This is a genomic window from Aquabacterium sp. CECT 9606 (assembly GCF_918741295.1).
GTDB lineage: Bacteria > Pseudomonadota > Gammaproteobacteria > Burkholderiales > Burkholderiaceae_C > Aquabacterium.
Genome location: NZ_CAKKNB010000005.1, coordinates 1 through 11525 on the forward strand (window position 1 = coordinate 1; position 11525 = coordinate 11525).

Annotated in this window: 12 protein-coding genes and 1 tRNA gene; 1 reads left to right on the forward strand and 12 read right to left on the reverse strand. The window is 59.0% G+C overall.

Features of this window, described 5'->3' with window-relative positions; translation table 11 throughout:
• Window positions 1-223: 223 nt before the first annotated feature.
• The 3 genes from LQ232_RS21300 to LQ232_RS21310 all read right to left on the reverse strand — a co-directional run bounded on the left by LQ232_RS21300 (window position 224) and on the right by LQ232_RS21310 (window position 2079).
• Entirely contained in the window at window positions 224-1120 is an 897-nt protein-coding gene (locus tag LQ232_RS21300) for a putative phage abortive infection protein (protein WP_230182409.1), read from the reverse strand.
• A 471-nt stretch (window positions 1121-1591) separates the two neighbouring features.
• Complete coding sequence (locus LQ232_RS21305; protein WP_230182410.1) at window positions 1592-1735, reverse strand: hypothetical protein; 144 nt, start codon at window positions 1733-1735, stop codon at window positions 1592-1594.
• Window positions 1732-2079 (reverse strand): zinc ribbon domain-containing protein YjdM, encoded by a 348-nt coding sequence (locus tag LQ232_RS21310; protein WP_230182411.1) that lies wholly within the window; start codon window positions 2077-2079, stop codon window positions 1732-1734. Before LQ232_RS21310 ends, LQ232_RS21305 begins: the two co-directional genes overlap by 4 nt.
• Window positions 2080-2317: 238 nt before the next feature.
• Here LQ232_RS21310 and LQ232_RS21315 point away from each other — a divergent pair, with 238 nt between their 5' ends.
• A complete protein-coding gene (locus LQ232_RS21315) occupies window positions 2318-3145 on the forward strand; it encodes a hypothetical protein (RefSeq protein ID WP_230182412.1) in 828 nt (275 codons plus the stop codon).
• A 340-nt stretch (window positions 3146-3485) separates the two neighbouring features.
• Here LQ232_RS21315 and LQ232_RS21320 read toward each other — a convergent pair whose 3' ends face one another.
• The 9 genes from LQ232_RS21320 to cysD all read right to left on the reverse strand — a co-directional run bounded on the left by LQ232_RS21320 (window position 3486) and on the right by cysD (window position 11518).
• The gene (locus tag LQ232_RS21320) at window positions 3486-3953 is read right to left on the reverse strand and encodes an ImmA/IrrE family metallo-endopeptidase (RefSeq protein ID WP_230182413.1); all 468 of its coding nucleotides are present in this window, start codon (window positions 3951-3953) and stop codon (window positions 3486-3488) included.
• Window positions 3950-4273: a hypothetical protein gene (locus LQ232_RS21325; RefSeq protein ID WP_230182414.1), complete on the reverse strand. Its 324-nt coding sequence runs from the start codon at window positions 4271-4273 to the stop codon at window positions 3950-3952. Before LQ232_RS21325 ends, LQ232_RS21320 begins: the two co-directional genes overlap by 4 nt.
• A gap of 284 nt (window positions 4274-4557) precedes the next feature.
• Window positions 4558-4633, reverse strand: a tRNA-Asn gene (locus LQ232_RS21330).
• A 116-nt stretch (window positions 4634-4749) separates the two neighbouring features.
• Window positions 4750-6936 carry a TonB-dependent siderophore receptor gene (locus tag LQ232_RS21335; RefSeq protein ID WP_230182415.1) on the reverse strand — a complete coding sequence of 729 codons (2187 nt, stop codon included), beginning with the start codon at window positions 6934-6936 and terminating at the stop codon, window positions 4750-4752.
• A gap of 42 nt (window positions 6937-6978) precedes the next feature.
• Entirely contained in the window at window positions 6979-8052 is a 1074-nt protein-coding gene (locus tag LQ232_RS21340; RefSeq protein ID WP_371820350.1) for an NAD(P)/FAD-dependent oxidoreductase, read from the reverse strand.
• Between the two features lie 2 nt (window positions 8053-8054).
• On the reverse strand, window positions 8055-8378 hold the full coding sequence (fdxA, locus tag LQ232_RS21345; protein ID WP_230182416.1) for a ferredoxin FdxA: 324 nt from the start codon (window positions 8376-8378) through the stop codon (window positions 8055-8057).
• A gap of 43 nt (window positions 8379-8421) precedes the next feature.
• Window positions 8422-9243, reverse strand: a complete 822-nt coding sequence (cobA, locus tag LQ232_RS21350) for a uroporphyrinogen-III C-methyltransferase (RefSeq protein WP_230182417.1) — start codon at window positions 9241-9243, stop codon at window positions 8422-8424.
• Window positions 9244-9254: 11 nt separating this feature from the next.
• Window positions 9255-10559, reverse strand: coding sequence for a sulfate adenylyltransferase subunit 1 (locus LQ232_RS21355; protein WP_230182418.1), 1305 nt, complete (start codon window positions 10557-10559; stop codon window positions 9255-9257).
• A complete protein-coding gene (cysD, locus tag LQ232_RS21360; protein WP_230182419.1) occupies window positions 10559-11518 on the reverse strand; it encodes a sulfate adenylyltransferase subunit CysD in 960 nt (319 codons plus the stop codon). Before cysD ends, LQ232_RS21355 begins: the two co-directional genes overlap by 1 nt.
• Between the last annotated feature and the right edge of the window lie 7 nt (window positions 11519-11525).

Consider the following 11525-nt stretch of genomic DNA (forward strand, 5'->3'; position numbering starts at 1 on the left):
GCTTGAGCCCATCGGCTACATCCCACCAGCCGAGGCTGAGGCAAACTACTACCGGCAACTCGCCAATCAGGTCAAGACCATTGCCTGACTTAAACCAACCGGCCTCCACAAAACCCGGGGCGGTTCATGATGCCGTATAGCCTGTACGCCTCAAGACGTCCTGAGTCCAAGCAGGACCATCGGCCCTCAAGGTTCGGTTTCCGAAAAGTTGCCTACCCAGCTGTTATTTTTTATCAAAATCCTCGTATGCATTGAGTTCTGACAGCGCGTCTCGATCCAGCGGTGAAAGAAGGAATCTAATATTGATGAAAGCGAGCATTCTGGTTTTTAGAATCTGATGGCGCATGTGCCCTTTACCTCTCTCGGAGAAGCAGTAATAAAATAATATTGCTGCTTCCTCGTCTGACCACTGAGCAATTATGAGGTTAAAATAAAGTTCTTTATCTTTGGCTAAGCTTTTTTCCACATAATCTATAAGATGTGAGAGCGTGTCATAGTATTGAATAAGGTGCGTTTGATGTTCGTTCCACACGCGTTGAAACGTTGCTCTCAATAATGTTAACCTATTATCAAATGATCTGGATTCTTGGTTTAATTTATAGGTATTTGTGAGATTCTCGTAGATGAGCGGCAAACAATCTCTGCCCTTTATCAAATCGTTCGATGCATTTTTGCAGGTTATGCTTTCTATTATTTTATTCAGCAGGCCCAGGATTTGAAAAAATGTGGACTCAAGTGCTTGTCGATGAGAAATTTGTAGTTGCTCGCTCAGCTGTTCTATTTGCTTATCCATTTGCACTCTTTGCTCAGCCATTTCATTTCGCGTAAAGCTTATCTCGTAGCGCTGAAGTGAAATTTCCTTGCGCTGTTGTAATCCAGCATAAATAAGGGCGGCAAGTGCAAGGCCCGAAAACAATGAGTTTATTGCTCCAAACATGTCTCCGAAAGTACCGCGATTAGGATCTTTATACAAGAATACAGCTGAGCCGGCCCAAAGCATAGCTATGATAATGAACGCAATAAACGTTCCACGAAGATCGCTTAAATCTAACTGACTGTTCTGTTTTTTTGAAGATCGAGCTGACCGATATAAATTGATGTGCTTGCTACTCTTTGGCATAGATTTTCATCATGAAGTATTTGCGGAGTGCTGTATTTTGATTTTTCATTGATGCTGGCTTATTTTCCACCAATCATTGATGTATAAAAAAGATCAAAAAAATTCCATCAATCCACCTCCAAAGTTGGGTGCCGGCTAATACATCATGCCGCAAGATCACCTTGGCATTGGCACTTCCAGTGCTTCACGTCAAGGTTGTTGGATTCGGCCCCCAAGGGCCTGAACAAGACCGCCGACTTGAGGTTCGTTTCCGAACCGGCAAAGAAAAACGCCTCCAACATTGCTGCTTGAGGTTTCCAACTTGTGCACCATCCGCAGGTGCGGTCCTCCGGCTATGCCTGCGTCAGTGGCGCGTCAACTTCCTTCGTGATGCCATCGTCCGAACCCACCTCAGGCGGCTCGATCTTGCGCAACCATGACTGTGCACAGTCCACGCTGCCGCCCACCGCGCCGTATTCACTGATCAAGCCTTCACCCTCGACCTTCCAGATGCGGCGTACTCGCTGTGTTCTCCACGCGGCACCACGACACGGACTTATTGCCGACGTTCGGACCCTTGGTGCCGAGGGCGCCTTCAATGATCTCGGCGTGGTCGCCGGCTTGGATTGGTTTCATGAGAGCTTCCTGACGAATTCTGATTTCAGGCCCATCGCGCCGATCCCATCGATTCTGCAGTCGATGTCGTGATCGTCGTCGGCCAGGCGGATGTTCTTGACCTTGGTGCCGACCTTGACCACGAGCGAAGATCCCTTGATCTTCAAGTCCTTGATCACCGTGACCGTGTCGCCGTCTTTGAGTTCATGGCCGTTGGCATTGCGGATCACGCGGATGTCATCGAGTGTCGACGATGCCGTGGAGGCCGCTGACCACTCGTGTCCGCACTCAGGGCAGATGAGTTGAGCGCCGTCTTCATAGGTGAGGGCGGACTGGCACTGAGGACAGGCGGGCAGGGTGCTCATGGGGAACTCACTTTGGTCTCGGCGTGATCGTCGGCTTGGATTAGTTTCATGAGCCCTTTGCAATAAAGCAAAAAGCCCTAAGCACTACTGCTTGAGGCGTACGGGATTTTACCCGGTCATCGGACGAACCCGGCGAGATGCGCGCGATACATACATCGAGTCGCGCTCGTGGTCTTGTTCCTGTTATGAAAGGCTCGTATTATGGCCTTCTTAATCAGAACTATTTCCTAGGGATACTATGCCAAAAAAACACGTTATTGCCTTATCGAAAGACGTCAAGGCAAACGCAGAAATATATGCTACTACGCAAGGTGCCGACTTGGTGACAAATTATACCCTTGAAAAGGTACAAGATAACGATACCATCATCCTGTATACACATGGTTATTATGACGATGACAAGGACGGGATGCCTTTCTCCACCAAGTGCATTATATGGGAAACGAAAGCTGGCAAAAAAGACTTGGACGCAGCTGACACGGCGGTGGCTCTTCAAAACGAGTTGAATCTCAAACGGGTTAGTAACCTTACAGTTGTAGTTCATGCCTGCTTCAGCGCAGGTACTGTTGAGGAGCGACAAAAGTTGAGGCCCTTGAACACCTTCGCGGGGCAGCTGTGTGGCAACCTGGCGCCATACTTTCCCGGCGTCCGAGTGCTTGGATACCAAGGCCAAATGAAAGCTGGATTCGCGGGGTATGGGGTCAAGGAAGCCGTGGGAATTCGGCGCCTGACCCGTAGTAGTAACGATGTAAACAAGGGTGAGGATTGGCATGCCGAGTATGCATTCGACAGCAAGGACAACCTAGTTATCGTTAGTAATCAAGGGAAGAACGTAGTGTTTAATGAAAAGATTTCGCCTCCTCAGTCGCCCAAAATGGCGGCGTCAAATATCGTCGCCCCATCTGCTGCTGCGACGGCGGCCTCTTCTTCGTCTTCAGCGACGGCTTCGTCTTCTTCAGCGACGAGAGCGGCGAACCCGCGACGGGGCGCCGCTGCTACCGCTACAAGATTTCCCGCGATAAAGGACGGCCCGGCCTTCCACACAAGAAGCAAGGAGAAGGGCTGAAGGCTCGCGCAGCCTCTGGCCGTGTCGGCATTTCAGAAGTAATTGAGAAATATCGGGGGCCTTTAGAAATCGAACTTCCTTCTTGACGCCATCTTCAGTTTTCTCTTGAGGCGGCTCGATCTTGCGTAGCCATGACTGAGCGCAGTCCACTGTCGTCCCCACCGCACCATATTCGCTGATCAAGCCTTCGCCCTCGACCTTCCAGATGCGCCCATGTTCACTGTGTTCGCCACGCAGGATCACCACGCGGACCTTCTTGCCCACGTTCGGGCTTTTGGTCCCAAGAGCGCTTTCGACGAACATGAACAGGCTTCTTTCGTGAGCCTGGGCTTATGAGGCGTCAGGCGCGCTCGTGGAAGGCAAACCATTCAGTGCGGAGTCCCGCGGCGATCATCTCCACTTGATTGACCATGGGCGGGAAGGGGCTCACGCCCGCTGCCCGCAGTAAACGGGCTTTCTCGGCCGCATAGCGGTGGGCAAAGTCTTCCTTTTGCGACGAGGTGCGTGTGTTCCAGGTTTCTTCGGTGCAATCGCGGTGGTCCACGTGGTGTCCTACCTCGTGCAGAAGCGTTCTGTAAAGCACGGTGTTCCGAAGTGATGCAAAGCTCGGGTGGATGTCGTACTGACGTTGCCCCCTGTGGATCTGGTGGCCGTCTTCCGCCAGCCGTTCGAGTTCCCGTACCCTTTCTGGTGACAGCGACAGGGGCCAGGGGATCGGCGCCAGTTCTTGCGCTTCAAGGATGATGGCGCTGCCATTGAAGGCGTTGGCCTCGAAGTAGAAGATGGCACGGCCCCATACCGGGCTCAATATGCGCTGCTTGCGGGTTGGCTGGCGATCACGATCAGCTCCAACGTCTTCAGATCCTGCTGGGGCAGCTGCGCAAGAACCTTGCAGGCATCCTCCACCGTGATGACGTGAAACCAGTTCGCCTGTGTCGGCTCAACCAGGAAGGTGATGTCGTGGGTGCCGATCCGTCGCTTGATGGACACAAACGAACTCAGCTTTTCGTAAAAGCACTTCAGTTCGTGCCAGGACTCGGGGATTGATAGGCGGTTGTTCTCACCGTGCCCGTGGGCTTTGGTTCCAACGTTTCTGTTGCGTCTGCCTGGATTCCAGCCTGATCGCATACCGCCATCCTCCTTGTGTATCCGCATCATAGCGATGCGATTTGTGCCGGGAGGCGGTGGTTGGTTGCTAGCTGTAACTTCAGTGATAACAGTAGACGCCGGAGCGGGCGCGAGAAATGTATTGAAGGCGCTAATGGCGATTAGGGTCCACCATACCAAGCAGGGCGATCAGCGTTGCCAAACTCAGGTATCTCTATGCGGCGGGCTTCCACCGACCATCCAAGTTCGGTTTCCGAACCCACCAAGCAAAAAGCCCCGTACTTTCGTACAGGGCTTCGCTTATTTGGCTCCTCGACCTGGGCTCGAACCAGGGACCTACGGATTAACAGTCCGGCGCTCTACCGACTGAGCTATCGAGGAATATGTCGGTTCAATTGTGCTGCTTGGCTTGCGCGTTGCAGTGATCAATCGAGAACGAAACTATAGCAGTTTTTCAGCCTACTCAGCAAGTGGGCGCGTTTTTTTGCGCATTCACCTCAGAAGTCGGCTTGCACCGACGCCGTCACCGTGCGCCTGGCCAGGGGGAAAAGGTAAACGTGGTCGAACTGCTTGGGGGCTTCGCGCCAGGCGCGTTTGTCGAACAAGTTGCGAACGCCCAGGCGCCAGGTCAGGCTGCCTTGCTGGCTGAAGGCCTGCTGCACATAGCGCAGCCCGGTGTCGAAGCGCGTCCATGAGGGGATGCTGATACTGTTGTCATCCAGCACCATGCGTTTGCCCTCGTGCACCACCTGGCCTTGCAAGGTCAGGCCTTGGAGGGCCGCCACTTTGTAGTCGGCCGACAACTTCACCGTGTGCTCGGGCACGTTCACAGCTTGCTTGCCGTTGATATCGGCGTGCGAGCTGCCTTGGCGTTTGGCATCCAGGACCATGGCGCTGCCGTTCAACTCCCAAGCGCCCCAGCGGCCTTGCAACTGGCCTTCCAGCCCGGTGTGCACGGCTTCGCCATCGATGACATAGGTGGGGTTGGGCAGGGTGTCGAGGATGCCGTCTTGTGGCTTATGCACCCGGAACGCGCTCAGGCTCCATTGCCAGGTGTTTTCATGGCCTTTGACGCCCACTTCAACCTGGCGGCTTTTTTGCGATGGCAGAGGTTGGCCGGCGTTTGTGAACGGCACAAAGAAGTAAGTAGCCGGAGCCGATTCAGGCGCATTTTTCGATTCAACCCCTTCTCCCCAGCTGGCGTAGACCTGTCGTTGTGCTGCAAAACTGTAGCCAAGGCCAACCCAGGGCGTGGTGAAGGTCTGGTCGGTGGACACAGATGGGGCGCTGTTGTCGCTGAGCACGGTATCGCGGCTCAGGCGGCTGTGGCGCAGGCCAAGCCAGGCACGCCATTGTTCAGACAAAGCCACGGCGTCGCTCACCGACAGTTCAGTACTGACGTGATGGCGCAAGTGTTGAGGTCCGAGAGGCCTGGGGTCGCGCGGGAGTGGTCCATAGTCACCTGAGATGTCGCCCTGGCCGATGCCATTGAAGGCGGCGTTATTCACGTCGAGGTGATAGCTGCTGCGCAAGGCTTCTACGTGCAAATCATGCTTCACGCTGCCTGTCTTGAGTTGGCCTTTCAGGGCCACATTCAATGCCTGTGTAAGGCGTCGTTCGTTCTCGCTGTCGTAGTCGTTCGCATCGAAGGTGCCATCGCTGCAATAGCGGTCCCCAAGGTACACGATGCCGCTGCTGCAGCCATAGGCAAACACGGTGCGGTCGTTGCTCTTCAAACGCTGGATGCCATAAGTGCTGATCAGCTTCCAATCCGGGCTCAACAAGTGTGTCCAGCGCAAGGTGCCCGTGGTGGCTGCCATGACCACGGGCATGGCCCAGGGCTGGTTGTTCAGGTTGATGTCGGGGTTGATGCTCTTCGCAGAAGGCAGGCTGTCGCCCAGCAAGCTGAAGGCGGTCACGCTGGGCTGCTCGCGCCGGCTGTGTTCAATCTCAAATTCGATCAGGTTGCTGGGGTTGATGCGCAAGTCGGTGGCCAGGGCCAGCAGATGCCGTTTGCCGTTGGCGTGTCGCTCGTTCGGTTCCAGGTGTTCATAGGCTGCGTTGATGCGCAGGCCGATGGCCTGGTCCACGCCAAATCGGTCCGACACGTCCACCGAGCCAAGGATGCTGTTGCCACCCGTGAAGCCGAGTGTGGCCGAACGCACGCGGCCTTGGGGGCGCTTGACCAGAAAGTTCACCAAGCCACCAGGTGAGCTGACGCCAGCCTGGATGCCGCTGGTGCCCTTGAGCACTTCGATGGCATCTTTGTTGTCCAGCGGGATGCTGGTTTCCGCGTTGATGGGCAGGCCTTCGCGGCGGTAGTTGTAGGCGTTGTCCAGCGTGAAGCCGCGCACCGACAGGAAGTCCCAGTAGCCCGGGGCGTTGTACGAATCGCTGATGCTGGCATCAAGGCTGGTGATGTCGGCAAGGCGCTGTGCGCCGCTGTTCTTGAGCGCGGTGCTGGTGATGGTTTGCGCCTGCATGGGCAGTTGCCACGACGGCGTGCTGCCGAAGCCGGTGATGTTGGCTTGGCCTGTGCGCGAGGCAGGCGCCGTGACGGTCACGCTGGGCAGTGAATCGGCCGGTGTGTTGGACTGCTGGGCGGACGCACTGCTGCAGAAGGCACTGGCCAATGAAGCGAGCAGGGTGAGCGCTGCGCCGCTGGGGTGGCGCAGAAGGTTCAAGGTGGGCTGCATGTGTAGGAAAAGAAAGAACGAAACAAAGAACTAGGAGGCCACGCCCAGGCGCTGGTGCAGCAAGGCGCTGGTGGTGGTGTATTGAAGGTGTTGGGGCTGATCAGGCTTGAGCTGCGCGAGGGCATGGTGCGCCGCCAAGGTGGCTTCGTGAAAGCCGCACAGCAGCAGGCGCTTCTTGCCCGGGTAGGTGTTGATGTCACCCACGGCGTAGATGCCCGTGGCCGAGCTTTGAAAGCTGTCTGGCGAAACACTGACTTGCTTGCGGTCGAGCCGGAAGCCCCAATCGACCAGCGGGCCAAGTTTGGGGCTCAGGCCCAGCCTGACCAGCAGGTGGTCGAGATGCAGCGCTTGGGTGACACCATCGGCCCCGAGGATGTGCAGGGCGGTCACGCGGCCATCTTGGATGTCAGCGCCCGAGGGCACGCCCAGGGCCAGCTTGATGCGCCCTTGCACTATCCAGGCGCGCACCTGGGCCTCCAGTGCGGGCTCGGCCTGGAACTGGTCGCGGCGGTGCAGCAAGGTGATCGCAACAGGGCTGGCGTTGGCGGGGACGTCCAGCAGCGCTGCCACGGCAGACAGGGCCTCTTCGCCACCGCCGGCAATGACCAAGTGTTGGCCAGCCCAGGGTATGGTGGCCGGTGCCTCGGGCAGGTGGTAGTGCAGATTGGCCGCGCCTTCCAGTGCTGCCAAGTTCAAAGTGCGGGGCACGAAGGCGCCCGCGCCAGCGGCCACGAACACCGCGCGGCAATGGAACTGCAAACCTTGTCTGGTGGCCACGTCAAAGCCGCCGTCGGCCCTTGGCTGTACGCTGGCAACCTGGTCGTTCAAATGCAGGTTGGTGATCTGGCCTGAGGCGTCGTCGCGCGGTAAAAAGGGCCGGGCCTGCGCCAGGAGCAGTTGCGCCAGCTCACGGCCGGTGCACACGGGCACGCCGGGCACGTCGTAAATGGGCTTGTCGGGGTACAGCGCCACGCATTGGCCGCCGGCTTCGGGCAGCGCGTCGATCACGTGGGTGTTCAGGCTCAGCAAGCCCAACTGGAAAGCCTGGAACAGGCCCACTGGGCCTGCGCCAATGACGATGGTGTCGGTGTTGATCACCGCCACGATCAGCGGATCAACTGATCCAGCTTGTCGGTCTTGTCTTTCCAGTCATCGGCCTCGGGCAAGGGTTGCTTGCGCTTGGTGATGCTGGGCCAGCCCTTGGCCAGGTCGGCGTTGATCTTGATGAATTGCTGTTGGTTGCCGGGCACGTCTTCTTCGGGGACGATGGCGTTGACCGGGCATTCGGGGATGCACACGGCGCAGTCGATGCATTCATCGGGATCGATGACGAGGAAGTTCGGGCCTTCGCGGAAGCAGTCCACCGGGCACACGTCCACACAATCGGTGTATTTGCACTTGATGCAGGCTTCGGTGACGACGTGAGTCATGACGATCTCTTGTAAGTTGAATTTCGGGACGAAAGGTCGGATTTTACGGGTGCGCGCCAGCGTCTCCGCAAATCGGCAAATGGGTCAGGGGCTCATCGGGCAGGGCGGTGGCCCCGGCGCCCACGATGACCAGGGTGGGGCGGCCAGCGTGGGTGTTGCTGGCCTGGTCCAGCGAGCCCACAGTGTGAACGGTGTGGCGCATGTCGGGCCAGCCAGCGCGAGAGACCACGCTGACGGCGGTCTCAAGCGGCCAACCGGCGTCGATCAGGCCTTTTTGCAGCGGGTCAAGCTGGCGGCCGGCCATGTAGAAGACTTCGGTGTCAGCACGCTGTCCAGGGCCCATGCCACATTGCAGCTCGCCGGTGCGCGTCATGGCGGTGGTGAAGCTGACGCTGCGTCCGGTGCCACGCCGCGTGAGCGGGCGTTGCGTGGCGGCGGCGGCGGCCAGGGCCGAGGTCACACCCGGCACCACCTCGCTGGCGATACCGGCTTCGTGCAGCACGTGCAGTTCTTCTTCAAGGCGGCCGAACAGGCTCGGGTCACCGCCCTTGAGCCGTGCCACCAGGCCACGTTCGCCGTGAATGGCACCCACGGCCAGCGATTGCTCGATCAACAACTGGTTGATGCGGGTCTGGCCGTTGTAGTCGCTGCCAGGCTGCCCAGAGAAACCGCGCTTGCCCACGTCGATCCAATCGGCATGAGGGGCCAAATCGCGCAGGGCTGGATCGGCCAGGGCGTCGAACAGCACCACTTGTGCCTGGGCCAACAGGCGGCTGCCACGCACCGTGATCAGATCGGCCTCACCGGGGCCGGCCCCAATGAAGACGACTTTGGCTGCGGTGAGCGAGCAGGGCTTGCTGTCCATGTCTTGCAAACTCAGGCGGCCTTGACCAGCAGCGCTCCGCTGGTGCGGTTGGTGGTGGGATCGACCACGATCAGGGCACCGCCCACGCGGTTGTCCAGGTAGGGCTCGACCGGCAGCGGCTGCTGCGTCTGGATCTGCACACGGCCGATCTCGTTCACGGCCAGTTGCTCGGCGTCATGGTCTTCCAGGGTGTGGATGTCCATGCGGCTGTCGATGGCGGTGATGCGGGCCTGCACCCAGCGGTTGCCATGGCGCACCCAGTACTTGCGGCCAACGACGGCAGGCTCGGTGTCCAGCCAGGCCAACGTGGCCGTGAACTGGTCGGTGGGTTTGATGGCGCCAGGCGTGGCAAGCCAGTCACCGCGCGAGATGTCCACTTGGCGGTCGAGCACGATGCCGGCTGATTGGCCTGCTTCGCCACGGTCGACCACTTCGGCGTTGTAGCGCACCTCGGCCACCACGGCGGTTTCGCCGCTGGGGAAGGCTTGCACGGCATCGCCAGCTTTGACCGAACCGTGGGCGATGCGCCCCCAGAAGGTGCGCGGCTGGTGGCCGGTGCCTTCGCCTTCGCGGGTCACATACTGCACGGGTTGCAGCAGCGCGCCGTCGTGGCGTTCGTCGGTGGCTGGCAGGCATTCCAGCAACTGCAGCAAGGTTTGGCCGGTGTACCAAGGCCAGTTGGCGCTGGGGGTGGTCACGTTGTCGCCGCGCAGGGCCGACACGGGGATCACGCCCTTCACGGCGATGCCGGCTTGTTCGGCAAAGGCGCGCAGCGAAGCCTCAACGCTTTCGAAAGCCTTCTGCGTGTCTTGCTCGATGGCGTCCAGCTTGTTGATGGCGAACACGATGTTCGGCACGCGCAGCAGGTGGGCCAGCAGGCTGTGGCGGCGCGTCTGTGCCAGCAGGGGCACGGCTGAGGCCTTCCAGTCGATCTTGGTGATGTCCACCAACACCACGGCGGCATCAGAGCCCGCAGCGGCCGTCACCATGTTGCGCGTGTACTGCTCATGGCCGGGGGCGTCGGCGATGATGAACTTGCGCGTCTTGGTGGCGAAGTAGCGGTAGGCCACGTCGATGGTGATGCCTTGCTCGCGCTCGGCTTCCAGGCCGTCGGTCAGCAGCGACAGGTCGATGGGGGCGCCAGCGGCGCGCTTTTCCAGCGCATCGAGTTGGTCGGCCAGGATGGCGCGGCTGTCAAACAGCAGGCGGCCGATCAGGGTGCTCTTGCCATCGTCAACGCTCCCGGCGGTCAGGAAGCGCAGGGCCTGGTGTTCGACTTGTTCTTTGGCGTGGCAATCAATCACGGGGGTGCTCATCAGAAATAACCTTCTTTCTTGCGGCGTTCCATCGACGCTTCGGACGTGCGGTCGTCCATGCGGGTGGCGCCGCGCTCGCTCACGGTCACGTGCAGGGTTTCGGCCACGATGTCGGCCGGGTTGATCGCATCGCTTTCAACGGGGCAGGTGCAGGTCATGTCGCCCACGGTGCGGAAACGCACGTCGACGGTCTCAACCGTTTCGCCTTCCAGCGGAGGGGTCACGTCGGTCAGGGGCACCAGCAGGCCCTTGCGGCGCATCACCTGGCGGGGGTGCTTGAAGTAGATGTTGGGCAGCGGGATCTTCTCGCGCTCGATGTAGAGCCACACGTCCAGCTCGGTCCAGTTGCTGATCGGGAAGGCGCGGAAATGCTCGCCCGGCTTGATGCGGGTGTTGAACAGGTTCCACAGCTCGGGGCGCTGTTCCTTGGGCTGCCATTGGCCGAAGCTGTCGCGGTGGCTGAAGATGCGCTCCTTGGCGCGGGCCTTTTCTTCGTCGCGGCGGGCGCCGCCCATCAGGCAGTCAAAGCGGCCTTCTTCGATGGCTTCGAGCAGCGTCACGGTTTGGTGGCCGTTGCGCGATTCGAGCGGGTAGGCCAGGCGCACGGTGCCCTTCTTGATGGACTCGTCCATGTGCGCCACGATCAGGCGCTCGCCCATCTCGGCGATGCGGCGGTCGCGAAACTCGATCACCTCGGGGAAGTTGTGGCCGGTGTCCACGTGCAAGAGCGGGAAGGGCAGCTTGCCTTCAAAGCCGCCGCCTTCCTTCTTCATCTTGAAGGCTTTTTCAGCCAGGTGCAGCACCACGCACGAGTCCTTGCCGCTGGAGAACAGCAGGGCAGGGCGCTCGAAAGTGGCGGCGACTTCGCGCAAGATGAAGATGGCTTCTTCTTCCAGCGCGTCCAGGTGGCGGTGGTCAACATCCGCCAGCAGTTGGTTCACATTCACGGGGGCATTCATATCGTGG